This is a genomic window from Leisingera sp. NJS201 (genome assembly GCF_004535885.1).
GTDB lineage: Bacteria > Pseudomonadota > Alphaproteobacteria > Rhodobacterales > Rhodobacteraceae > Leisingera.
Genome location: NZ_CP038234.1, coordinates 1,855,503 through 1,878,962, shown reverse-complemented (window position 1 = coordinate 1,878,962; position 23,460 = coordinate 1,855,503). Strand labels below are relative to the sequence as shown.

Genomic DNA, 23,460 nt, shown 5'->3' with positions numbered 1-23,460 from the left:
CCTTTGCTCAACGAGCGGGTATGGTGAAATGGTATCATGCGAGCTTCCCAAGCTTAAGGCGCGGGTTCGATTCCCGCTACCCGCTCCAAATCTCCCAACACTTTTTCCTTGCTTTCAATGTGATAGTGGAAGCTGCCCCTGCAGTTCCGATTGACGAAACTGCATTAAAAGGCAAAATCGGGGCCACAAAGCCAGCTTCTGGAGCGTGAGACCCGGAAGTACTCCCAGAGTATTTGTCTACTGCACTGAGGCGCCGCCCCTTGCGCCCATCCAGAAACACAGGATTGCCAGCATTCCACCAGAAGCGGCTGCGTGCAGTCCGGTTATAAGCTGCATGCGTCAGCACCCCTAAGGGCAGGCAAATCATAGGTTTGCAGCGAGCGCCCCGCCAGTCTTGACCTTCGCAGACGAAAATTCCCCGTAAAAGACGAGCTCCTCGCCCTACCCTTAAATGGTCCCTTAACCAACAGGGGCAGCGGCCCGCAGGTAACGAGTGAATGTTTAATCAGCTTGGCGGGCCGCATCTTCAAACCGGCTTCACTTCAATCCGGCCTCACTTTGCCACCAGAATTCCGCGAAAGGGATGCTTTCACTGCCATTCTGCGTGCGGCGGCGAAGCGTTGAACACTCCCGCAGATAACCGGCATAGCATGCTTTGGAAACTCAACCGTCAAAGAAACCGGATCATTTGCAAACGTTCAGCAATTTTACGAACAATAATGAATTGTTCCCGCTATTGTTGACAAAAACAACTGCAAGACACTACATTTTTAACGGTATCTCCCGCGTTGGGTGTTGTTGGTTCTTGGGGTAATTGGAGATGGTTCTGGTTTCGGGTTCTGCCTTTTATGGCAGGGCAATGTGTTTCCTGGAGATGCTAATCTACTGAAAACGGCCCTGTCCGGCACTGCATTGCCAGTGGCCGCACAGCAGTCGTCCGCCTGCCAGTCGTGATATCCGTTTCGCCTATCAGCCACGCCTTGCAGCGGCCGGGATGCTTTGACTGTTAGGGACCGCCAAAAAGGGGATCGCAGGACGGCTGCGGAATGCCTGGGGCGGTCCAGTTAACGCGCCGCTTACGGCAGCGCAGGCCAGCAGGGGGCAAAATGGCGACGATCAGCATAACGTCCGCAGACGCAATTGAAAGCATCGGATCCGGATTCGGCGGTTTGGTAACCTTCACGGTCACGCTGTCCGAGGTTCCGGCCGACACGGTCACTGTCCAATACCGCACCATCGGAGGCAGTGCGGATGAAAGCATCGATTTCCCGAAAACATCCGGCACCATCACCTTTGCTCCGGGCGAAGATACCCAGACGGTCGAATTCCGTGTCAGGCATGACACCCTCGACGAGACTGACGAGGCCTTTGTTCTGGAGCTTTTCAACCCGGCCGGCGCATCCTTTGCGGGGCGGTCAGCCGTGCTGCGGCAAAGCGCTTTTGTATTAGACGATGACGGCGCGGGTCTGGACCGGGCGGTCTTTGTTTCCTCACCGGTTGTGGTAGAGGGAAATGGCGGCACCCAGAAAGCGGATTTCACCATCCGCCTGTCCGAACCGGCCGCCAGCAGCCTCACGCTGGATTACCGGACCAAGAACGGCAGTGCGATCGCAGGCGAGGATTACCTTGCCAAATCCGGCAGTGTCACCTTCCAGGCCGGGCAGTTGGAGAAGACGGTCCGGGTCGACCTGACCGGAGACACTGCCTTGGAACCATCAGAGTTTTTTCATCTGATCGTTGGTCCGGATGCCAGTCTTGGCGGAACTGCATCGGGTCTTTCGGGCACGGCCACGATCCTGGACAACGACGGCGGCAGCGGTTTACCGGTGTTGTCGCTGACCTCAGCCAATGCAGTGGAAAGCATCGGTTCGGGGTTTGGCGGCACGGTTGTTTTCACGCTGATGCTGTCGCGGCCCGCCGAAGATGCGGTCGAGGTGAACTACAGGTCAATAGCGGGCGCTGCTGACGAAGATATCGACTACCCTGGGTTTGACGGCACTGTGACCTTTGCCCCCGGAGAGACGCTGAAAAGCGTCGAGGTCCGGGTGCACCATGACAGTCTCATAGAAACCGATGAGGATTTCGGCATCCAGCTGTTTGATCCAACCGGAGCCGCATTTGCGGGCGGCGCCCAGGTGCTGCACGCCTCGGCCTTCATTCTGGATGATGATGGCACCAATCTGGACCGGGCGCTGACCGTGTCCTCGCCCATAGTTTTAGAGAACAACAGCGGCACACGTTCGGTACTGTTCGAGGTGCAATTGTCAGATCCTGCGGCAACGCAGCTGGTGTTTGACTACGCAACCCGCGATGGCAGCGCGACGGCAGGGGAAGACTATACGGCTGCGTCGGGCAAATTGAGGTTTGCCCCTGGTCAGACCAAAACGGTAGTTGAAGTTGAGCTGACCGGCGATAAGGCAGTGGAACCAAGCGAGTTCTTTCATCTGTCGGTGTCCCCGGGCAGCGGGCTCGGCACGTCGGCCAATGGGCTGACCGGCACCGCAACGATCCTGGACAATGATGGCGGCCGCGGCCAGCCGGTTATTTCGCTGGCCGCGGCCGACGCAGTGGAAAGCATCGGAGCCGGCTTTGGCGGAATCGTGGAATTTACCGTGACCTTGTCCAAAGCCGCCGCTGACACGGTGACCGTCAACTACCGTTCGCGGTCGGGTTCCGCCGACGAGGCTATTGATTATCCGGGCTTTAATGGCACCTTGGATTTTGCGCCTGGCGAGACGTCCAAAACGGTTGAGGTCCGGGTCAGGCACGACAATATTTCTGAGACCGACGAGAGCTTTGGCATCGAACTGTTCGACCCTGTCGGCGGCGTCTTCACCGGCAGTTCCAAGGTGCTGCGCGCGGACGCCTTTATCCTGGATGACGATGGCGTCAATCTCGACCGTGCACTGATGGTCTCCTCTCCTGTCATTGCCGAGGGCAATGGCGGCACCCGCACAGCCCTGTTCGAGGTGCAAATCTCGGAACCGTCCGTCAACAGGCTGGTCTATGAGTACAAAACCCGCGACGGCAGTGCTGCCGCAGGTGACGATTACGTGGCGCAAAGCGGCAAGCTGCGATTTGCGCCCGGCCAGACCAAAGCGGTCGTCGAGGTGGAACTGACCGGTGACAGGACAATCGAGCCGTCTGAGTTCTTCAGTCTGGCTGTGGAGCCGGCCACCAGCCTTGGCAGCACCGTTAAGGGGCTGGTGGGCACGGCGGTTATTCTGGACGATGATGGCGGCGGCAAACGCCCGGTGCTATCGGTTTCGGCAACAGATGCCGTCGAAAGCATCGGGGCTGGTTTCGGCGGTACTGTGGTTTTCACCCTGACCTTGTCCAAACCTTCCTCTCAGGCAGTGACGGTGGATTACAATTCGGCAGCCGGATCAGCGACCGAAGGCGTCGACTACCCGGCATTCGCTGACACATTGGTCTTTGCCCCGGCGAGACATCGAAGACTGTCGGCGTGCGGGTGCGGCATGATAGCGAGATCGAGAGCGACGAGAGTTTCGGCATCGAACTTTCCGGTCTCGAGGGCGCAGTTTTCGCAGGCGGCAGCCGGGTGCTGCGCAGCGATGCTTTTATCCTTGATGATGACGGCGTGAACCTGGACCGCAGCATTCTGGTAACCGCGACCCAGGCTGAGGAGCCCTCTCAAGACGGCCGGTTTGCAGTCTTTGAAGTGACCCTGTCCGACCCCTTCAGCAGCACTGAGAAAATCCGCTTTACCACCAAGGACAACAAGGCCAAAGCCGGGCAGGATTACGTGGAAACCAAAGGGGCTTTAACCTTTGCGCCCGGCCAAACCAAGGCAGCTGTGAACGTGGAGCTGCTGCCAGATTACCGGGCGGAAGGGACAGAAGCCTTCTCGCTGGTGCTGAAGCAGGGCAGCTTTCCAGCCGGATTGAACGTGGCCAGCAGCATCACCGCCGCCAAGGCCCGGATCCTTGACGATGACATAAGAGGCACAGGCAGAAAGGACGACATCGACGGAACTGGCGGGTCGGAGGGAATTTATGGCCGCGGCGGATCCGACAAATTGAATGGCCGCGGCGGCGCAGACTGGCTGGACGGCGGCACAGGCAACGACACGCTGACCGGCGGCAGCGGCGGCGATACGCTGCTGGGCAAATCCGGGAACGACAGGTTGCATGGCGGTAAAGGCGGCGACAGTCTGACCGGAGGCAAAGGCGCTGATGACCTAACCGGTGGCAAGGGAGCGGATGTCTTTGTCTTTTACAGCGGAGATTCCGGTACGGGGCCAAACAAACGCGACACGGTCACCGATTTCAATCGCAAGCAGGGCGATAAGGCCGATCTCAGCGAAATCGACGGCGACCGCGATGCACCCGGGGTTCAGGACCTGATGTGGATTGGCCGGGATGCGGAATTCTCAGGCGCTGGCGAAGTCAGGTTCGATACCGCCCGGTCGCTCTTGGAAATCAATCTGGACGGTGACCCGGCTGCTGAGATGCGAATAGATTTTGATGGCCTGGACGTATTCGGCGCGCGGGATCTGATATTCTGAGTGCGGCCCCATTGCCACCTGCCAGCGCGTGGTTCTGCAAAACTGTGCTAACCTGACGCGGTCCGTCTGTGCAATGCAGGCGGATTGTTTTGAGAGGGAACCAGTATGAAACGTCATTGTTTGTTTATGGCACTGTTTTGCGCCTTCAGCGCGGGAGGCGGACTTGCCGGCACGACCTGGGACCAGGCAGGCACTGGAACGGGTATCTCGACCAGCTCTGTAACTGAAATTGCCGACGGGCACATGGTCATGCAAATCAGCAGTTCTTATGACAACATGGAAATGGCAGATGCCGGCCACCCGATGAACGGTGCGTCAGGGCCGTGTTTCGGCGCGGTTGAGATTGCGTCCGGCAGCGTTGACGGCGGCGGCATATGCGCCTTTACCAGCAGTACCGGTGACAAGGTTGTGCTGCATTGGACTGCTGAAGCAATGGATCCGTCCGGCGCCCTGACCGGCAGCTGGAAACTGACTGGCGGCACTGGCCACTGGTCGGATGCCGAGGGCGGCGGCGGCTTCTCGTCAATGACAGACCCGGAAACCGGGAAATTCGTCAATACCATCACCAGCAGCGTGACACTGCCCTGAATTGGCGGCGGGGCTTGACCTGCCCTGCCTGCACTAATGCCTGTCTCAGGCCTTGGAATTACGCACGAAGTCCAGCAAGGCACGGGTGGACCCGTCCTTGCCCGCATCATCTTTCTCACCCGCCAGCAGCGGCATCAGGGAGTCTGCCAGTTCCTTGCCCAGTTCCACGCCCCATTGGTCAAAGGAATTGATGCCAAGGATCACGCCTTCGGCAAACACCCGGTGTTCATAAAGCGCGATGATCTGGCCCAGCACATAGGGTGTCAGCTGCGGATAGATCAGCGTGGTTGAAGGCCGGTTGCCCGGAAAAACCCGGTGGCGCGCCTGACGTTCCAGCTCGGCGCCTTCATACCCAGCATCCCGCATCAGCGCGCTGGCTTCCTCCAGGCTGCGTCCGCGCATCAGAGCCTCGGACTGGGCCAGGCAGTTGACCACCAGCAACCGGTGATGCGGCTCCAGCTCCGGTTCATGCCCCTTGGCTGCAACCAGGAATTCTGCAGGCACGACCGACGTGCCCTGATGCAGCAGCTGATAAAAAGCATGCTGCCCGTTGGTGCCCGGCTCGCCCCATACGACAGGCCCTGAGGGATACGGCAAAGGCGCGCCATCCATCGCAACAGACTTGCCGTTTGATTCCATCTCCAGCTGCTGCAGATAGGCCGGCAGGCGCCGCAGCCGCTGGTCGTACGGCAGCACCGCGCGGGTCGGATGGCCGCAGACCTGATTGTGCCAAATGCCGGTCAAAGCCAGCATCACCGGCATGTTCTGTTCCCAGGGGGCCGTGCGGAAATGGTCGTCCATCGCCTTGCCGCCAGCCAGGAATTCACGGAAGCGGTCCGGGCCGACCGCCAGCATCAGGCTCAGCCCGATCGGGCCCCACACCGAATAACGCCCGCCGACCCAATCCTCAAACCCGAACACATGCTCCCGCGGGATGCCGAAGGCGGCGGTTTCCTCTTCGGAAGTCGACAGCGCCAGGAATTGGCGCGCAGGTTCACCGCCGCCGGCCTCGATCCATCGCCGCGCGGTCGCGGCGTTGGTCATGGTTTCGACTGTGGTAAAAGTTTTGGAGGCCACGATCACCAAAGTTGTTTTCGGATCAATCCGTTGCAGGATGTCGTGAATGTGAGCGCCGTCGACGTTGGACACAAAATGGCACCGCGGCCCGTCGTGATACGGTGCCAGCGCCAGCGCCGCCATCACCGGCCCCAAGTCAGACCCGCCGATGCCAATGTTCACCACATCGGTAAAGGGGCCGCCGGGGCCTGCCAGTTTGCCCGAGCGCACACGCCGCGCCAAACGCTCCATCCGCCCGAGCGTCGCGCGCAGAGGAGCACGGATATCCTCCCCCTCGACGATCAGTTCAGGACCGTCGGGATCCCGCAGCGCTGTATGCAGCACCGCGCGCTGCTCGGTTTCATTGATCTCTCCGCCTTCAAACATGGCATCACGCCGCCCGGCTACATTCTGCTGACTGCACAATGCCGTCAGCGCCGCGCGCACTTCGACGGTGATCTGCGTCTTGGAGTAGTCGAACAAAAGCGCTTCAAACCGCACGCTGAACATATCAGCGCGGTTCGGATCTTTTTCAAACAACCCGGAAATACTCTCACCGCATTCCTGGGAACGCAGCGACTTCAAATCCTTGAACATATCAATCTTTCCTGAATTCAAGGCGCCCAATGCACGGATACCTCGGACATTACCGCTTGGATTGGCGCGGTTTCCGGCGGCAATGCCAGCGCCTGTTCAAGCGCCCGGCGCTTGGCGTCCCCGAAAATCACCAAATGTTTGGCTATGGCGGCATCCAGCACCCGTGCTGTCAGGCTGATACGCGCTTCGGGCTGACTGTCAGGCCGCATGACAATAAGCGCAGGCGCATCCGCCGCCAGTGCATCCTCGATCCCTTCAGCGCCAGGAAACAGCGAGGCTGTGTGCATGTCCTCGCCCATGCCCAAAAGCAAGACGGACAGCGGCAATTGCGGCACAACCTGGCTTTCCAGTTCCGCCAGCACCTCTTCGGGCTGCCGCTCCGGCACATGAAACGGCAGCAATTGCGCCGCCGCTGCCCGGTTCTGCAGCAACCGTGCGCGGATCATTGCTGCATTGGAGCGCGGGCTGTCTGCGGGCACCCAGCGTTCATCCGTGGCCATAATCTGCACCCTGTCCCACTCAATGTCGGCAGCGCACAGGTCGTCAAAGATCATCCCGGGCGTGGTTCCGCCCGCCACTGCAAAAGAAGCCGCATCATGTGTGAGAAGATGGGTTTTCAGATCGCCTGCAATTTCATTGGCGACTTCGATCGCCAGCATGTCCTGATCAGGGTATTCGTTGAATTTCATGGGTTTATCCCTCTCCATTCACGCCCGTCGCGGCGCATCAGCAAATCGGCATCGCCGGGTCCGGTGCTGCCGCTTTCATAAGGTTTAGGCACATCGCCCCGGGACTTCCAGCCCGCAATCAGCGGATCCGTCCAGGCCCAGGCCGCCTCAACCTCGTCGCCTCTCATGAACAACGTCTGGTTGCCGCGCACAACATCCATGATCAGCCGTTCATAGGCATCCGGCGGATCGCCGCCCTCAGGTCCCAGCGCCTCGGCAAAGCTCATGTCCAGCGGCACGTCGATCAGCCGCATTCCGCCCTGCCCCGGTTCCTTAATCGTCACGCTCAGCGTGATGCCTTCGTTGGGTTGCAGGCGGATCTTCAGATGGTTTGCATGGCGCCCGGCCTCGGCCCCGAAGATCGAATGCGGCGCGTCCTTGAACATCACATTGATAACCGAAGACCGGTTCACCAGCCGCTTGCCGGTGCGCAAGTAGAACGGCGTGCCCGCCCACCGCCAGTTGCTGATATGCGCCTTCAAGGCAACATAGCTTTCGGTGCTGCTGCGCGGATTGCTGACCAGCCCTCGGTACGAAGGATGCGGGTCTGACGGATCCAGGCGCGCCTGATACTGGCCGCGCACGATGTGATGCGGTTCAACCGGGTCCAGTGCGCGGATCACTTTCAGCTTTTCATCACGCACCGCGTCCGGGTCGAATTTGGCCGGCGGCTCCATCGCGATCAGGCACAAAAGCTGCATCAGATGGTTCTGCATCATGTCGCGCATTGCGCCTGCGCGTTCATAATATTCCTCGCGCCCCTCGACACCTACGGTCTCGGCCACGGTGATCTGAATGTGATCGACATACTGGCTGTTCCACAACGGTTCAAACAGCATGTTGCCGAACCGGACCGCCATCAGGTTCTGCACGGTTTCCTTGCCCAGGTAATGGTCGATCCGGTAAATCTGGCTTTCATCGAAATGGCTGGCCAGCGTCCGGTTCAGCTCCTGCGCAGAGGCCAAGTCCCGGCCGAACGGTTTTTCCACAACAATCCGCGTATCTGCATTGGCCAGCCCATGGACGTGCAGCCGCTCTGCCAGCGGGCCGAACAGGCCTGGCCCTACCGAGAAATAGAACATGCGGACCGGCGCCTCATCGTCCGGCCGCAACTGGCGGCTCAACTCCTGCCAGCCCGCCTCTCCCAAAGCGTCAAGCGCAACATAGCTGATCCGCTCCAGAAACGCCTCCAATGCACCGCCGCCGCAGGCCTTGGGGCCCGCGTGCGCCCGCACCGCTTCGGCCACGATTGTGCGGTATTCAGCACTGGACAAGCCAGAGCGCGCAGCCCCGATAATCCGCTCAGCGCCTGTCAGCTGGCCAGCGCAATGACGGCGGAACAACGCCGGCAGGATCTTGCGCTGTGCAAGATCGCCTGTGCCGCCAAAAATCACCAGGTCAAACGGGTCGACCGGTATCACACGCGAAACCATTCTTGTTCTTCCTGTTCAAGCCGGTGCAGGCGCAGCACACCGCCGCTCACATCCCTGTCATGTGCCTGCCCGGCTGCTTTCCATTCCTGCGTAGTATAAGGTAGCTTGCCGCGAAAGGAACTGCCCCAAAGGACATCCGCATGAAAGACCTGCAAAAACCCGTCGCGAACCTAGGCAAGTTTCAAGACGCCTTTGTGACGGCCAATGGTCAGCAACGCGCATCGGTGCCGCTCAGCAATCCCGAGACCCTTTGGTTCAACACCGGCACGCTGTGCAATATCGAATGCACAAACTGCTATATCCTAAGCTCTCCTACCAATGACGCACTGGTCTATCTGACCGAGGCCGAAGTGCAAAGCTATCTCAGCCAGATCGGGGAACGCAACTGGCCAATCCGCGAAATCGGCTTTACCGGCGGCGAGCCGTTCATGAACCCCGCGATGATCGCCATGGCCCGGGCGGCGCTGGAGCGCGGCTTTGACGTGCTGATCCTGACCAATGCCTTGCGCCCGATGATGCGCAAGACTGTGAAATCCGGATTGCTGGCCCTGCGGGAGGAATTCGGGAACAAGCTGACACTGCGCATCTCGGTCGATCATCACCGCGAATCCCTGCACGACAAAGAGCGCGGCGCCGGCAGTTTTGCCAAAACCATCGAAGGCATGGAATGGCTGCGCGACAACGGCGTCCGGATGACTGTGGCAGGCCGCACTGTCTGGGGGGAAAGCGAAGCCGAGGCCCGTAACGGCTATGCCGCTTTGTTTGCCGCGCATGGCTTTGCCATTGATGCGTATAACCCGGGTCAGACGGTTTTGTTTCCCGAGATGGACGAAACCGTGGAAGTGCCCGAAATCACAACCGCCTGCTGGGGCATCCTGGGCAAATCCCCGGACAGCGTCATGTGCGCCTCATCCCGCATGGTCGTTAAACGCAAAGGCGCCAAGGCACCGGCTGTGCTGGCCTGCACACTGCTGCCTTATGCACCTGAGTTCGAGATGGGCGAAACCCTGGCCGAGGCGGAACGCCCGGTGCAGCTGAACCACCCCCATTGCGCCAAGTTCTGCGTTCTGGGAGGCGCCAGCTGCTCGGCCTGACGTCTCCTCTCTTGGGCGGGGCTTAGTAGTCCCAGTTGCCCACGGTGAAATTGCCGGCTGTCAATTCGACATCCGTTTCGAATTCCACCAGGACGTTGCTGCCGTAATAGAGCTTGTCCGCGCTGTTATCCATGAACAGCCGGTCTTCCTCTGCGGCCTCCCATTCGTCCCGGTTGAACAGGACGTCTGTATCTCTTGGGATCGCCCGGCTGGATTCCTGGCGATCGAACACAAACACGTCTTTTGCAGCGGAAAAATCTTCAACAACTGCAACGGTGGAATGGGCATCCAATTCCACAAACAGACGATCCCTGCCGTTGCCTGTCTTGATGGTGTCAGCTGCGTTCGCAAAGCTGCCGGTCAGCACGTAGATGTCATCCGACCCGCCGCCGGCATTCAGACTTTCCGAATGCATGCCTTCCAGAACAACCGTATCAGCGCCCCTGCCGGTTTTGATCACCGCGTCCAGCCCGCCTGGCGATGTAATGGTCGAGCCATTGATGACAACCGTGTCTTTGCCGCTGCCGGTTTTCACCGTGATATCTGCAGTAACGCCCCAATTGCCGTTGAATTCAAAATAGTCCTTGCCGCTGCCGGTGTTCACCTTCAGGTCGCTCACGTCGGCGTTCGCGGTGTACAGGACGCTGTCCGCGCCGGCGAATGTGTTAATCCGGACTGACGCATCTCCCGCTTTTATCAGCTGGGAAACCCTTAGCGTGTCGTCCTTTGCACCGCTATTGATGGTGAAACTGCCATCTTCAGTGAAGTCGTTTAGAATTATATCATAATGCCAGTGCTCGACCGAGATAACGCTGGTTTCGATAGCATTCAGATCCAGGATGGAACCGCCAGTTGCCTCCGTTAACACCTGGGATTTCACGGTGTCGTAGCCGCTCCCGCCATCGAAGCTAAGCTGGCTGTATTTGCTGAGGCTTTCGGTTCCCTCAGCCCTTAGGTCAAACAGCAACAGGTCAAGCGTGTCATCCCCGCTGCCGCCAAAGAAACGGTCGGTCAGATCCGGGGTGCCGCCGAATTGGAGGGTGGTGTCATCCCAAAGGCCCGCAAAAATGGGGTCGGCCAGCTCCGGAAAAGACAACTCATAAAGAGTCTTGTATGGAACGGGTTGAAACGGGCTGACGTGATACAGCGTGAAATCATCGTCGCCGCCCCGCCCGTAAAAACTCTCCCGGATCGTCGAGGACGCCACAAAGATGTTTTCGAACTGGTTTCCAAAAAAGTTCTTGCGCATGAATCCCTGCCTGCTTTCCCTGTGCCCCGGGTCCCGATAGGAATACCGTGAGCCGGCCCGGGTGCTTCAAACACGCATAGGATTAGGGCGGCTGCTACATGCACGCAACGGCAAAGACTGCCGCACGGCCCTGCAATCCCTTTAAAAAGCCAGCCGGTTCAGTGCAGCTGGAACTCTCCGACCACGTTACGCCATTCTCCCGGGCCAATCATTTTGCGGTGATTGAACCGAACAGAATGCAGCGGACCGTCAATTTCCCGCTGCCAGAATTCGATGAACTCAAACAGCCGCGGATGGTCCGGAGCAAGGTCGTACTCCTGCCACACAAAGGTGTTCAGAACGTGGATATAGTCGGGCATACAATAGGTGAACTCCGCCGTGGTCAGCCCGTATCCCTTCAGCATCAGCTCGGTCTCTGTGGTCTCCATTTACAGCCTCCAAAATTTGCCCCCTCTTACTGATGCTAGGCTGCTATTGGTTAATTTCCCCAAAAACAGTGTGTTACCGCTGTGTGAACGGCCTGTTTTCCGCTTTCCCGGCTGTTTGCTTGCGCCCCATATACGGTATCTGATAGGGTGCAAACACAATATATAGAGCCAGAAGAAAGAGCGGGCAGCCAACGTGAGCGATACGCCGGAAACTCCTGAAAACATGGACGAAAACCTGCCGGAACGGCCCGTATATGACGGCCCCACGGTATCCATTGAATCCGAAATGCGCACGTCCTACCTGGACTATGCCATGTCGGTCATCGTCAGCCGCGCCATCCCGGACCTGCGGGACGGGCTGAAACCGGTTCACCGGCGCATTCTCTATGCAATGCACGAATCCGGCAACACGCATGAAAAGTCCTACCGCAAATCGGCCCGCCCGGTCGGCGACGTGATGGGTAAGTACCACCCGCACGGTGACAGCGCGATTTATGACGCGCTGGTGCGGATGGCGCAGGACTTCTCAATGTCGCTGCCGCTGCTGGACGGCCAGGGCAACTTTGGCTCGATGGACGGCGATAACCCGGCGGCCATGCGTTACACCGAAGTGCGGATGGACAAGCCGGCGGCCTTCCTGCTGTCTGACATCGACAAGGAAACCGTCGACTTTCAGGACAACTATGATGGCAAAGACCGCGAACCGACGGTTCTGCCGGCCCGGTTCCCGAATATGCTGGTCAATGGCGCCGGCGGTATTGCGGTCGGCATGGCCACCAACATTCCGCCGCACAACCTAGGCGAAGTGATTGATGCCACCCTGGCGCTGATCGACGATCCCGACCTGACCAGCGAACAGCTGATTGATTACGTGCCCGGCCCGGACTTTCCGACCGGCGGCGTGATGCTGGGCCGCTCCGGTGCCCGCAAGGCTTATCTGGAGGGCCGTGGCAGTGTGGTCATCCGTGCCAAGACCCGCACCGAGGAAATCAGGAAAGACCGCTATGCCATTGTTGTGGACGAGATTCCCTATCAGGTGAACAAGGCGGCAATGATCGAAAAGATCGCCGAGCAGGTGCGCGACAAAAAAATCGAAGGCGTCGCCCATGTTCAGGACGAATCCGATCGCAACGGCGTGCGTGTGGTGGTTGAGCTTAAGCGCGATGCCACGCCCGAAGTGGTACTGAATCAGCTTTACCGCTTCACTCCGATGCAGACCTACTTTGGCTGCAACATGCTGGCGCTGAACGGCGGCCGGCCGGAACAGTTGACGCTGCGCCGGTTCCTGACCTCCTTCATCGACTTCCGCGAAGACGTGGTGGCGCGCCGCACCGCGTATCTGCTGCGCAAGGCCCGTGAACGCAGCCACATCCTGTGCGGCCTGGCCGTTGCGGTCACCAATATCGACGAAATCGTCACCACCATCCGCCAGTCTGCCGATGCGGCCGAGGCGCGTGAAAAGCTGATGACCCGCCGCTGGCCGGCCCAGCCGATCCTGGAATACATCGCGCTGATTGATGATCCGACCCATACGGCCAATGACGACGGCACCTATAACCTGTCGGAGACCCAGGCCCGCGCAATTCTGGAACTGCGACTGCAGCGCCTGACCCAGATCGGCGTGAAAGAGGTCACTGACGAGCTGGAAGAACTGGCCCGTAAGATCAAGGAATACCTTGAGATCCTGTCTTCGCGCGAGCGCATCATGGGCATCATCGGCGATGAGCTGCGCGAAGTACGCGACAATTTCGCTGTGCCGCGCCGCACCGAGATCGTCGATTGGTCCGGCGACATGGAAGACGAAGACCTGATCGAGCGCGAGGACATGGTGGTGACCGTGACCTCCGGCGGCTACATCAAGCGTACTCCGCTGGCTGATTTCCGGTCGCAAAAGCGCGGCGGCAAAGGTGTGTCGGGTATGCAAACCAAAGAAGAGGATGTGATCACCACCCTCTTTGTGGCCAATACCCATACCCAGCTGTTGTTCTTCACCACCGACGGCATGGTCTACAAGCTGAAGACCTGGCGCCTGCCGCAATCCGGGCGCACCGGCAAGGGCAAGGCCATCGTCAACATCCTGCCGATCCCGACCGGGGTTTCGATCGCGGCGATTATGCCGGTCGATGTGCCGGATGATGAATGGGAAAACCTGCAGGTGGTCTTTGCCACCAGCGGCGGTGATACACGCCGCAACCGGCTGTCGGATTTCACCAACGTCCGCCGCAACGGCAAGATCGCGATGAAACTGCCCGAGGACGGATCGGTCCAGCTGGTGAATGTCCGTATCTGTTCGGAAGACGATGACGTGATGCTGTTCACCGACTCAGGCCGTGCCATCCGCTTCCGCTCCACCGATGTGCGGGTGTTCAACTCACGCGAATCCACCGGTGTGCGCGGCATCCGTCTCAGCGGTGAGGACCGGGTGGTCTCGATGTCGGTGATCCGGCACTCGAAATACACGCCGGAACAGCGCACCGCTTACCTCAAGATGCGCCGCGCGATGGCCGGTTTGACCGACGATGCCGAGGCCTCGGATGAGGATGCGCCCGAGGATCCGAACTTCTCGACCGAGCTTTATGCGGAAATGTCGGCGGCGGAAAACCTGATCCTGACCATCACCACAGGCGGTTCGGGCAAGTTGTCCTCCTCGCATGACTATCCGGTGCGCGGACGCGGCGGCATGGGTGTCACCGCGATGGACAAGGCGATGCGCGGCGGTGAAATCGTGGCCTCCTTCCCGGTTGAAATGGATGACCAGATCATGCTGGCCACGTCCAAGGGCCAGTCGATCCGGGTGCCTGTGGATGGCATCTCCTTCCGTTCACGCTCGGCCGGCGGTGTCCGGGTGTTCAACACCGGCAAGGGCGAAGAAGTGGTGTCCGTCGCATGGATTGCTGAAAACGGTGATGAGGAAGACGGCGGCGGCGAAGAGTAACACCGCCGCTCAGCCTGACTAAAGCAGCGCCGCCCTGGATCACCTGGGCGGCGCTTTTGTGTTTAACCGCTGCCTAATCTTTCTGTGACAGACTATCGCTTGAGTTGTCTGCACCAAGGGACCGTCCCATGAACCTCTATCAATGCTCCATCGACCTGCATCACGAAGCCAAGGCGCTGAGCTTTGCCAGCGCGGTTGACCAATGGATGAGCTACCTGCAGGAGCGCGGCGTGATCCTGGGCTGGCGGCTGCTGCGGCGCAAGCTGAACCTGGCCAGCGACACTTGCCGTGATTTCCTGCTGGAGATTGAGTTTAAGGACATGACCCAGCTGGATCAGGCTTTCCGTGTCCTGGGCGAACATGACGAGGAAGTCGAAAAGCTCTACTCCTATGTCACAGCCCTGATCGCCACGTCAGAGACCGGCCTCTACCGTCCCTTCCCGGATCCCGAGCGGGCGGAGCGCATGGCGCTGATCTGACGGTTTGCGTTTCAGATCAGGGTTGGCGCCAGCACAAAGCTGGCAAAAATCAGATAGGCTATGGCTGTATGCATCAGTTATTTCTCTGCTCTCATCCCCATGAGCATCCGAGAATACACCTGAAATACGGCATTTCCGGGGCAGCGGATTTTCCGCTGCCGCCAGAAAGCCTTAGCCGTGGTGCAAGGCCGTTTCAGAGATCGTAAAGCAGACTGAACTTCTCTTCGAGATAGGCTAGCAGCGGTGCGTGGCTGGGCTCCATGCCGGATGCGTACACGATGGTATCGCGTGGGCTGCGCAATCCGCCATGCTGTTGCAGGGTTTCTTTCAGCCATCCGGTCGCACCCGTGGTGTCGCCCTCTGCCAACTGCATATCCAGCCCCGGAACATCACGGCGCAGCGCCTGATACAGGCAGCCGGCATAGACGTTGCCCAAACTGTAGGTCGGAAAATACCCGAACAGGCCCACAGACCAATGCACGTCCTGCAAACAGCCGTTTGACGGCCTGTCGACAGCATAGCCAAAGTCCGCCTCGAACCGGTCATTCCAGGCCGCCTCCAGATCCTTCACCGCCAGATCGCCGCTCATCAGTGCGCGCTCCAGGCCGAACCTCAGCATGATATGCAGGTTATATTGCAGCTCATCCGCCTCAGTCCGGATATAACCCTTATGCACTGCGTTCACCGTGGCATAGAAGCTGTCCGCATCCGCAATGCCGAAGTCGCCAAACGCCGCTTTCATCTCCTCAAACAGCCAGCCGGTGAACGCCCGGCTGCGGCCGATCTGGTTTTCATAGATCCGGCTTTGGCTTTCATGCACGCCCATCGACACGCCGCTGCCCAGCGGGGTCAGCAGGTAGTCGCGGCTGATGTTCTGCTCATAGGCGCCGTGGCCGACCTCGTGAATGGTCGAATAGAAGCAGTTGAACGGATCGGCCTCACTGGTCCGGGTGGTGATCCGCACATCCAGCCCCGAGCCGGAGCTGAAGGGATGCACTGCCTTGTCGACCCGCCCGTGCGCCATGTCATAGCCGAAAGCTTTGGCGAGCTTCCGGGTGAGCTTCATCTGCGCCGCTTCGTCAAATGTGCCTGCCAATCCCTTGGGCGCGGGCTTCTCCAGCACCTTGGCGCGAAGGTCCACCAGGCCAGGACGCATAGCGTCAAAGATCTCCGCGATCCCTGCCCCGGTCATGCCGTGTTCATAATCCTCGACCATGGCGTCGTAGACATCGCCGCCCACTGCCAGCGCCAGACCTTCCTCGCGCTTGAGGGCGACCACTTCCTCCAGCACCGGCACAAAGGCGGCAACATCCTCATCCGCCCGCGCGGCGGCCCATTTGCCCTGCGCCTCGGATGTCACCTGGGCGATCTTCTTGGCCAGATCAGCAGGCACTTTGACGGTGCGCTCATAGCTGCGGCGGATTTCACGCAGCTGGGCGTCCCCTGCCTCATTCGGCGCAACTGCCTGCTCCAGCCACTCCGCCACCTGCGGGTCGCTGCGGCGGGCATGCAGAACGGCTTCGATCGCGGCCATCTCCTCGCCCCGCTGCGGCGCCGCCCCGCGCGGCATCATGGTTTCCTGATCCCAGCCCAACCGGCCCGCAATCTGCCCCAACGCCTGGGTTTCGCGCTGAAAGGCCATCAGTTCGTCAAATGCGCTCATAGGTCAATGATCCTTGATCGAGGTTGCAATGGGATAGGCAGACAGGAAGCGGGCGCGCAGGATCAGCACCCAGACGCCGATTGCCACCAGCTGGTGGGTGATCGCGGCGTGCAGCGGTGCGGCATAGATCACGGTGATGATCCCCAGCAGCACCTGCACGGACAGCGCTGCAAAGACGGCGTTGAAGGCAAAACGGGTGCGCGCATGGGCAGAGCCGCGCCCGCGCAACCAGGCCACCACGCCAAAGGCAAACAGCAGATAGCCGGCCACCCGGTGAATGAACTGCACCAGCCCGGGGTTTTCAAAGAAATTCTTCCACACGGGTTCAATCATGAAAGGCTGCGGCGGGATCACCTGCCCGCCCATCAGCGGCCAATCGGTATAGGAGCGGCCCGCGTCGATCCCCGCCACCAGTGCGCCCAGCAGGATCTGCAGGAAGGTGAAATGCATCAGGCCGGTGGACAGGCTGAACAGCTTGGCCTCCTTGGCGCGACGCGCCTGCATCAGCTCGCGCTCCTCGCGGCCCAGCATCAGCATGTACCAGGCAATGAAACCGAGGATCACGAACGCCAGCCCCAGATGCACGGCAAGGCGGTAGGAGGCGACAGCGGTCATCCCCTCGCCCTGTGTCACGCCAGAGGCCACCATCCACCAGCCGATCGCGCCCTGCACACCGCCCAGGATGCCGGGCAGCGCCAAGCGTCCTGCCCAGCCTGCCGGGATCTTGCGCGCGACCAGGAACCCGAGGAAGCCGAGCGCCCAAACCAGGCCAATGACGCGGCCCAATTGCCGGTGGCCCCATTCCCACCAGTAGATCGATTTGAAATCTGACAGTTCCATCCATTGGTTCTGAATACGCCACTGGTCGATCTGCTGGTATTTGCCGAACTCCGCCTGCCATTCCGCCTCGGACATCGGCGGGATGGATCCGGTCACAGGGCGCCATTCGGTGATCGACAGGCCCGAGTCCGTGAGGCGCGTCAACCCGCCCACCACGATCATTGCCACCACCAGGGCAAACAGCACCATCAACCAGGCGCGGATGCCTTTGCGGGCGCCGCCGCGGCCGCGATCGATCAGCCCCGGCTGCGCTGCGGGGGCGTCCGTCTTCTCGCCCTCGACCTCTTCAAAAATGCTGCGCTTGCTCATGCTTGCCTCTTTGTCTGTGGTGCCAAGCTAGGGGCGGGTTATCTAAAGGTCCAGAGCGGCTTACTCGCCGCCGCGCTCTTTCCAACGGACCATCTGGCGCATGATCCCGTGCAGCATCTGCACGTCGGAACGGGTCATCCGCATCCGGCTCCACAGGTTGCGCAGGTTGGTCTTCATGCTGCCGGCCTTTTCCGGTGGGAAGAAGAAGCCCGCCTCGTCCAGCCGGTCCTCGTAATGCTCCACCAGTTTCTCGACCTCGACGCCGCTTGCCCATTCGCCCTTGCGGCCCAGGTCAGTGGTTTCATGCTCCACATCCGCGGACTGGCGCATCCATTCATAACCGGTCAGCAGCACGCATTGGCCCAGGTTCAGCGAGGCATAAAGCGGGTTCACCGGCACCGAGATGATGGCGTTGGCCTTGGCGATATCCTCATTCTCGAGGCCCGCGCGTTCGGGTCCGAACATCACCGCGACCTTCTCCCCCGCCGCGATCTTCTCAGCCGCGATCTGCATCGCGCGTTCGGGGCTGTAGACGGGTTTGGTCAATCCGCGCTGGCGGGCAGTCGTGGCAAACACATAAGTGCAATCGCCCAGCGCCTCCGGCACATCCACACAGAGCTGCGCCTCGTCCAGCAGGCGGCCTGCCCCTGAGGACATCGCAACCGCCTTGGGGTTCGGCCAGCCGTCGCGCGGTGCGACGATGCGCATCCGGTCAAGGCCGAAGTTCCACATCGCCCGCGCCGCGGCGCCGATATTCTCGCCCATCTGCGGGCGGACAAGGACAAAGGCGGGCTGAGGCGTATCGGTGGGCATTGCTGCGGTCATCCGTCTGTTGCGCTTAAAATCCGCCTTGCTGTAATCCCCGCAAGCGTCCGGGGCAAGGTCCGGCACCTGCCTTGCTGGTATTTCCCGCTGCCTCGGGCTGCGCAAATCCTTGCGTCCGGCGGCAAATCGGCTAAACACCGTCCAATCGCCTGAACAATGGAGCGCCACCATGGACAGCCCTTCTGACGCACCGGAACAGCCGCAGATCTATTTGATCTCCCCGCCAAGCTTTGAGCTGGGCAAGTTCCCCGGCCAATTGGCACGGGTGCTGGACGAAATAGATGTCGCCTGCGTGCGCCTGGATCTGGCCAGCCGCGATGAGGACACGCTGAGCCGTGCCGGTGACGCGCTGCGCGAGGTCACGATGGAGCGCGATGTGGCGCTGGTGATTTCGGACCACCAGATCCTGGCCGAGCGGTTGGGATTGGATGGCGTGCATCTGACCGACGCTTCTAAATCGGTCCGAACCGCGCGCAAGGCGCTGGGAGTGGATGCCATTGTCGGCTGTTTCTGCGGAGCGTCTCAGCACGACGGTATGGTGGCAGGTGAGGCAGGTGTGGACTATGTGAGCTTTGGCCCCGTCGGCACTTCTGGTCTGGGCGACGGCGCCAAGGCCGAGGCCGATCTGTTCCAGTGGTGGTCCCAGATGATCGAGGTTCCAGTCGTGGCCGAGGGCGGCTTGACCGAAGACCTGATACGCAGCATTGCCCCTTTACGGATTTCTTTGGCATTGGCGATGAAATCTGGCACGCAGAGGATCCGCTTGCCCAGATAAAGACCCTGATGCGGGCAATGGGTTGATCCATCAGCGGGCGGTTACATGAACACCCGCTCGGCAAACCAGTACCCCCCTATCAGCGCGATTGTGACCGAAGCCGGAATTGCCACCCGGCCGCGGTATTTCGGATGCCGCCCGAACCACAGGCGCACGCCGATGTAAGCAGCTGCAATCACCGCTAGCTGACCCAGCTCCACGCCGACGTTAAAACCAATCAGGGCTGGCAGGAACTGACTGGACGGCAGGCCAAACGCACCCAAAACGCTGGCAAAGCCCAGCCCGTGCAGCAACCCGAAGCCAAAGATCACAAAGGTCCGCCAGCTGTGAAGCTTGCGGGCAAAGATGTTCTCGACCGCGACAAAGACAATCGACAGCGCAATCAGCGGCTCGACAATGGCAGCATTGACGCTGACCACCCCCAGAGCGCCCAGCGCCAGGGTGATGGTATGGGCCACGGTAAAAATACTTACTTGCAGCAGCAGCGGCTTCACCCGCGGGCTGAGAAAGAACAGCCCCAGAACAAACAGGATATGGTCCAGCCCTTTCGGCAGGATATGGGTAAAGCCGACGGGGATGTATTCCGCAAAGGCCTCGACCGGCGTCTTGGCCGCACCGCCCTGGAGCGGGATCGGGGGTGAGGTCTCTCCCCCCTGCAAGTACCCGGTGTAAGGCTCCTCCACCCCGTTCTGCCGCAGCACCACCCCGCCGGACCCTGCAGGCCAGGCAATGCGCAGGCTGTCTGCGCCCGCAGGAATTTCACCGGTCAGTTCAAGAAAGGACGCCCGCGGCAGGTTTGTGTCGCCTGCCTCTGGAATCGAAATTCCAGAGACGCGCAGCTCTACCGGGCCGCCGGCCTGCAGGGAAAAGGTCTCCAGCCATTCTTCGGCAAAGAGCTGAACCATCGGTTCCAGTTCCGGAGCCTCCAGCGCGCGCAGCTCGTCATAATCGGCAGCCTGTGCGGTCTCATTTGTATCGGACAGCCCATCCAGATTGATCCCGGCAACAAAGGCCTCAACGTTCAGACGCAGTTCCAGTGCAACCTGCCCGTCTTTCACCGTGAAATCGGCAATCACCGGCGTGACTTCATGGGCGCGGGCACTTCCAGCGCCTATTGCAACCATTGTGAACAGCAGCGCAAATAGGATCCGCAGCCAAGTCACACTGCGCCCGACAGCCAAGGACAAATTCATGCAATACCGCCTGTTCTGCTCAATTCTCTTTGCCGGGCTGACTTTGGGGGCCGCCCCGCTGTTATCCCACGAGTTTTGGATCGAGCCGGAAAAATATCAAGTGAATTCCGGTGCTACAGTGGTGGCCAGTCTGCGCAACGGTCAGGAATTCAACGGTGCCGAGCAGCCCTATCTGGATCACCGGATCGCCCGGTTCGACGTCATAAAGGACGGATCAGCGTCCCCCTATATGGGCCGGATGGGCGATATGCCTGCGTTCTCAGCGGATGAGACCGGCGATGGTTTGACCGTGATCATCCACCAGACACAGCCGCAGACACTGACCTATGACACATGGGAAGGTTTTCAGGCCTTCATTGACCACAAGGGTTTTGCCGGCATCCCCAGTCAGCATACCGCACGCGGTCTGCCCGACGCGGGCTTTACCGAGCAATACACCCGCTATGCCAAGGCTCTGGTGGCCATCGGCAACGGTGAAGGGTCCGATCTGGACACCGGTATGGAGACCGAAATCGTAGCCCTCGCCAATCCCTATACCGATGATCTGGCAGCGGGGTTTCCGGTTCAGGTTCTATACCAGGGCAACCCGCGCCCGCAGGTGCAGGTCGAGGTCTTTGCCAAAACCCCGGACGGCAGTGTCACCATCAGCACCCGGCTGACAGATTCACAGGGAAAATCCGTCATCCCAGTATTACCGGGGCATACCTATCTGCTGGACGCTGTGGTCCTGCGCCCTGCGCCGGAGGACAAAGATCACGTGTGGGAAAGCCTTTGGGCTGCGCTGACCTTTGCCGTGCCGCTACGCTGAAGCCGCTTGCAGAGGGCGGGTAAAGGCGGCAATAGGTCATTATGACACAAGCCTCTCATTCCCGGACACCTGCCATCCTATGCATCGGATCGGTTCTGTGGGACATCATCGGCCGTTGCAGAACGGAAATGCAGCGCGGCTCGGACATGCCCGGGCGCATCACCCGACTGCCCGGCGGCGTGGCCATGAACATCGCCATGACCCTGTCGCGGTTCGGCATGCAGCCTGCCCTGCTGACGGCCGTGGGCCGCGATCCCGAAGGCGACGAGCTGATCCATGCCTGCAGCCACTTCGGCCTGATCACCGACCACATCTACCGCTCCGAAGACCTGCCCACCGACCGCTACATGGCTGTTGAAGGTGCCAACGGGCTGATCGCCGCCATTGCCGATGCCCATTCGCTGGAGGCGGCAGGCGACAAGATCCTGCGCCCGCTGTCCAACGGCGCACTGGGTACCCCGGAGACCCCCTACACGGGTCAGGTTGCGCTGGATGGAAACCTCACATTGTCGCTGCTGGATGACATTGTCGCCAGCCCGGCCTTTGCCAAGGCAGACCTGCGGGTGGCGCCTGCTTCCCCTGGCAAGGCGGAACGGCTGCGCCCCTTCCTCAACCGCACCCGCGGCACGCTCTATGTGAACCTCGAAGAAGCCGGCATCCTGTGCCAGGCCGAATTCACCGACAGCGAAACCGCCGCTAAGGCGATGCTGGACCGCGGCGCGGCGCGGGTGCTGGTCACTGATGGCGGCTCCTCTGCCACTGTAGCCGATGCCCAGGGCGCCATCACCCTTGTCCCGCCCCGCGTCACGGTTGCCCGCGTGACCGGCGCAGGTGATACCTTCATGGCCGCCCATATCGTTGCCGAGGCACGGGGCGAAGACCGCAAGACCGCTTTGGCCTCCGCCCTCAAGGCTGCGGCCACCTATGTTTCAGGAGAACCCCCGCTGTGATCGAGATCCGCACTTCATCCGAGGTCCAGGCCGCCAAGGCTGCAGGACAGGCCATTGTTGCGCTGGAAAGCACCATCATCACCCATGGCATGCCCTACCCGCAGAATGTCGAGGTCGCCGCACAGGTAGAACAAGACATCCGCGATGGTGGCGCGGTGCCCGCCACCATGGCCGTTATAAAAGGCGTGCTGCATGTGGGGCTGGAACCCGATCAATTGCAGGCGCTTGGCCAGGCGCAGGGGGTTGCCAAGATCTCCCGCGCCGACATGCCGGCCTGTATCGCCACAGGCGGCACCGGTGCCACCACTGTTGCGGCCACGATGATTGCCGCGCGTCTGGCCGGGATTGAAGTCTTTGCCACCGGCGGCATCGGTGGCGTCCACAAAGGCGCGGAAACCACATTCGATATCTCCGCCGACCTGATGGAACTGGCTCAGACCCCGGTCACCGTGGTGGCGGCAGGCGCCAAAGCCATTCTTGACGTGCCGAAAACGCTGGAAGTGCTGGAAACCCAGGGCGTGCCGGTCATCGCCTATGGCCAGGACAGCTTTCCGGCCTTTTGGTCGGCGCAGTCGGATCTGAAGGCACCGCTGCGCATGGATGATCCGGCACAGATTGCCCGCGCCCATGCCACACGGCAGGCAATGGGGCTGCCCGGCGGCCAGCTGATCGCCAACCCGATCCCGGCAAGCGCCGAAATCGCGGCAGAGGAACTGGCTCCGGTCATCACTCAGGCCCAATCGGAGGCGGATGAACAAGGCATCTCGGGCAAGGATGTGACCCCCTTCCTGCTGCGCCGCATCTTCGAGCTGACCGAAGGCCGTTCGCTTACCGCCAATATCGCATTGGTGCGCAACAACGCCCGGCTGGCGGCAAAGATCGCACAGGAACTGAACAAACTGGCACAATGACTTGATTTTCCGGGCGGATGCCATTGCTCCGCCCGCAATCAGTGCCTAGGTTCCACTCGAAATTTCCGCAA

At 60.4% G+C, this 23,460-nt stretch carries 18 protein-coding genes, 1 tRNA gene and 1 pseudogene; 11 read left to right on the top strand and 9 right to left on the bottom strand.

Annotated features, from left to right (window positions below):
- Positions 1–14 precede the first annotated feature (14 nt).
- The 4 genes from ETW23_RS09285 (at position 15) to ETW23_RS09265 (ending at position 5,116) form a co-directional block, all read left to right on the top strand.
- Positions 15–88, top strand: a tRNA-Gly gene (locus ETW23_RS09285).
- 1,018 nt (positions 89–1,106) lie between these two features.
- Positions 1,107–3,605 (top strand): Calx-beta domain-containing protein, encoded by a 2,499-nt coding sequence (locus tag ETW23_RS25370; RefSeq protein WP_205879956.1) that lies wholly within the window; start codon positions 1,107–1,109, stop codon positions 3,603–3,605.
- Positions 3,563–4,528, top strand: a complete 966-nt coding sequence (locus ETW23_RS25105; RefSeq protein ID WP_368075894.1) for a Calx-beta domain-containing protein — start codon at positions 3,563–3,565, stop codon at positions 4,526–4,528. The genes ETW23_RS25370 and ETW23_RS25105 overlap by 43 nt, the downstream gene beginning before the upstream one ends.
- Positions 4,529–4,777: 249 nt before the next feature.
- Complete coding sequence (locus ETW23_RS09265; protein ID WP_247676677.1) at positions 4,778–5,116, top strand: hypothetical protein; 339 nt, start codon at positions 4,778–4,780, stop codon at positions 5,114–5,116.
- 45 nt (positions 5,117–5,161) lie between these two features.
- Here the strand turns inward: ETW23_RS09265 and pgi are convergent, their stop codons facing one another.
- From pgi to zwf, 3 genes are read right to left on the bottom strand one after another with little or no spacing between them, the layout of a single operon-like run.
- Entirely contained in the window at positions 5,162–6,769 is a 1,608-nt protein-coding gene (pgi, locus tag ETW23_RS09260; protein WP_134829826.1) for a glucose-6-phosphate isomerase, read from the bottom strand.
- Between the two features lie 17 nt (positions 6,770–6,786).
- Positions 6,787–7,458 (bottom strand): 6-phosphogluconolactonase, encoded by a 672-nt coding sequence (gene pgl, locus ETW23_RS09255; protein ID WP_129370815.1) that lies wholly within the window; start codon positions 7,456–7,458, stop codon positions 6,787–6,789.
- The gene (zwf, locus tag ETW23_RS09250; RefSeq protein ID WP_134829825.1) at positions 7,455–8,930 is read right to left on the bottom strand and encodes a glucose-6-phosphate dehydrogenase; all 1,476 of its coding nucleotides are present in this window, start codon (positions 8,928–8,930) and stop codon (positions 7,455–7,457) included. The genes pgl and zwf overlap by 4 nt, the downstream gene beginning before the upstream one ends.
- A gap of 140 nt (positions 8,931–9,070) precedes the next feature.
- On the opposite strand from zwf, the gene ETW23_RS09245 reads away from it, so the two are divergent.
- Positions 9,071–10,024, top strand: coding sequence for a radical SAM protein (locus tag ETW23_RS09245; RefSeq protein ID WP_134829824.1), 954 nt, complete (start codon positions 9,071–9,073; stop codon positions 10,022–10,024).
- Positions 10,025–10,046: 22 nt separating this feature from the next.
- Here ETW23_RS09245 and ETW23_RS09240 read toward each other — a convergent pair whose 3' ends face one another.
- Together ETW23_RS09240 and ETW23_RS09235 are read right to left on the bottom strand one after the other, a co-directional pair.
- Positions 10,047–11,273 carry a hypothetical protein gene (locus ETW23_RS09240; protein WP_134829823.1) on the bottom strand — a complete coding sequence of 409 codons (1,227 nt, stop codon included), beginning with the start codon at positions 11,271–11,273 and terminating at the stop codon, positions 10,047–10,049.
- A 158-nt stretch (positions 11,274–11,431) separates the two neighbouring features.
- Entirely contained in the window at positions 11,432–11,701 is a 270-nt protein-coding gene (locus ETW23_RS09235) for an usg protein (protein WP_024090192.1), read from the bottom strand.
- Between the two features lie 223 nt (positions 11,702–11,924).
- Between ETW23_RS09235 and gyrA the strand changes: the two genes are divergently transcribed.
- Positions 11,925–14,636, top strand: coding sequence for a DNA gyrase subunit A (gene gyrA / locus ETW23_RS09230; RefSeq protein ID WP_237454534.1), 2,712 nt, complete (start codon positions 11,925–11,927; stop codon positions 14,634–14,636).
- A gap of 128 nt (positions 14,637–14,764) precedes the next feature.
- A complete protein-coding gene (locus ETW23_RS09225) occupies positions 14,765–15,115 on the top strand; it encodes a DUF6614 family protein (RefSeq protein ID WP_134829822.1) in 351 nt (116 codons plus the stop codon).
- Positions 15,116–15,308: 193 nt separating this feature from the next.
- Here ETW23_RS09225 and ETW23_RS09220 read toward each other — a convergent pair whose 3' ends face one another.
- Genes ETW23_RS09220 through ETW23_RS09210 form a run of 3 tightly spaced genes read right to left on the bottom strand, consistent with a single transcriptional unit; the run spans position 15,309 to position 18,740 of the window.
- The gene (locus tag ETW23_RS09220; RefSeq protein ID WP_134829821.1) at positions 15,309–16,778 is read right to left on the bottom strand and encodes a carboxypeptidase M32; all 1,470 of its coding nucleotides are present in this window, start codon (positions 16,776–16,778) and stop codon (positions 15,309–15,311) included.
- Positions 16,779–16,781: 3 nt separating this feature from the next.
- Positions 16,782–17,927, bottom strand: coding sequence for a heme A synthase (gene ctaA / locus ETW23_RS09215; RefSeq protein WP_134829820.1), 1,146 nt, complete (start codon positions 17,925–17,927; stop codon positions 16,782–16,784).
- Positions 17,928–17,987: 60 nt separating this feature from the next.
- The gene (locus ETW23_RS09210; RefSeq protein ID WP_134831293.1) at positions 17,988–18,740 is read right to left on the bottom strand and encodes an RNA methyltransferase; all 753 of its coding nucleotides are present in this window, start codon (positions 18,738–18,740) and stop codon (positions 17,988–17,990) included.
- Positions 18,741–18,921: 181 nt separating this feature from the next.
- Between ETW23_RS09210 and ETW23_RS09205 the strand changes: the two are divergent.
- Positions 18,922–19,553: pseudogene (locus ETW23_RS09205) on the top strand (thiamine phosphate synthase).
- Between the two features lie 15 nt (positions 19,554–19,568).
- Here the strand turns inward: ETW23_RS09205 and ETW23_RS09200 are convergent.
- A complete protein-coding gene (locus tag ETW23_RS09200) occupies positions 19,569–20,720 on the bottom strand; it encodes a HupE/UreJ family protein (protein WP_134829819.1) in 1,152 nt (383 codons plus the stop codon).
- Here ETW23_RS09200 and ETW23_RS09195 point away from each other — a divergent pair.
- From ETW23_RS09195 to ETW23_RS09185, 3 genes are read left to right on the top strand one after another with little or no spacing between them, the layout of a single operon-like run.
- Entirely contained in the window at positions 20,719–21,528 is an 810-nt protein-coding gene (locus ETW23_RS09195; protein WP_134829818.1) for a DUF4198 domain-containing protein, read from the top strand. The genes ETW23_RS09200 and ETW23_RS09195 overlap by 2 nt on opposite strands.
- Positions 21,529–21,569: 41 nt before the next feature.
- Positions 21,570–22,478, top strand: coding sequence for a PfkB family carbohydrate kinase (locus ETW23_RS09190; RefSeq protein ID WP_134829817.1), 909 nt, complete (start codon positions 21,570–21,572; stop codon positions 22,476–22,478).
- The gene (locus ETW23_RS09185; RefSeq protein ID WP_134829816.1) at positions 22,475–23,389 is read left to right on the top strand and encodes a pseudouridine-5'-phosphate glycosidase; all 915 of its coding nucleotides are present in this window, start codon (positions 22,475–22,477) and stop codon (positions 23,387–23,389) included. The genes ETW23_RS09190 and ETW23_RS09185 overlap by 4 nt, the downstream gene beginning before the upstream one ends.
- Positions 23,390–23,460: the final 71 nt, after the last annotated feature.

Excerpts from the sequence above, each read along its gene's own strand:
- ETW23_RS25370 (WP_205879956.1), top strand. The coding sequence starts at position 1,107 with ATGGCGACGATCAGCATAACGTCCGCAGACGCAATTGAAAGCATCGGA.
- ETW23_RS09265 (WP_247676677.1), top strand. The coding sequence starts at position 4,778 with ATGCAAATCAGCAGTTCTTATGACAACATGGAAATGGCAGATGCCGGC.
- pgi (WP_134829826.1), bottom strand. The coding sequence starts at position 6,769 with ATGTTCAAGGATTTGAAGTCGCTGCGTTCCCAGGAATGCGGTGAGAGT.
- pgl (WP_129370815.1), bottom strand. The coding sequence starts at position 7,458 with ATGAAATTCAACGAATACCCTGATCAGGACATGCTGGCGATCGAAGTC.
- zwf (WP_134829825.1), bottom strand. The coding sequence starts at position 8,930 with ATGGTTTCGCGTGTGATACCGGTCGACCCGTTTGACCTGGTGATTTTT.
- ETW23_RS09245 (WP_134829824.1), top strand. The coding sequence starts at position 9,071 with ATGAAAGACCTGCAAAAACCCGTCGCGAACCTAGGCAAGTTTCAAGAC.
- ETW23_RS09240 (WP_134829823.1), bottom strand. The coding sequence starts at position 11,273 with ATGCGCAAGAACTTTTTTGGAAACCAGTTCGAAAACATCTTTGTGGCG.
- ETW23_RS09235 (WP_024090192.1), bottom strand. The coding sequence starts at position 11,701 with ATGGAGACCACAGAGACCGAGCTGATGCTGAAGGGATACGGGCTGACC.
- gyrA (WP_237454534.1), top strand. The coding sequence starts at position 11,925 with ATGGACGAAAACCTGCCGGAACGGCCCGTATATGACGGCCCCACGGTA.
- ETW23_RS09225 (WP_134829822.1), top strand. The coding sequence starts at position 14,765 with ATGAACCTCTATCAATGCTCCATCGACCTGCATCACGAAGCCAAGGCG.
- ETW23_RS09220 (WP_134829821.1), bottom strand. The coding sequence starts at position 16,778 with ATGAGCGCATTTGACGAACTGATGGCCTTTCAGCGCGAAACCCAGGCG.
- ctaA (WP_134829820.1), bottom strand. The coding sequence starts at position 17,927 with ATGAGCAAGCGCAGCATTTTTGAAGAGGTCGAGGGCGAGAAGACGGAC.
- ETW23_RS09210 (WP_134831293.1), bottom strand. The coding sequence starts at position 18,740 with ATGCCCACCGATACGCCTCAGCCCGCCTTTGTCCTTGTCCGCCCGCAG.
- ETW23_RS09195 (WP_134829818.1), top strand. The coding sequence starts at position 20,719 with ATGCAATACCGCCTGTTCTGCTCAATTCTCTTTGCCGGGCTGACTTTG.
- ETW23_RS09200 (WP_134829819.1), bottom strand. The coding sequence starts at position 20,720 with ATGAATTTGTCCTTGGCTGTCGGGCGCAGTGTGACTTGGCTGCGGATC.
- ETW23_RS09190 (WP_134829817.1), top strand. The coding sequence starts at position 21,570 with ATGACACAAGCCTCTCATTCCCGGACACCTGCCATCCTATGCATCGGA.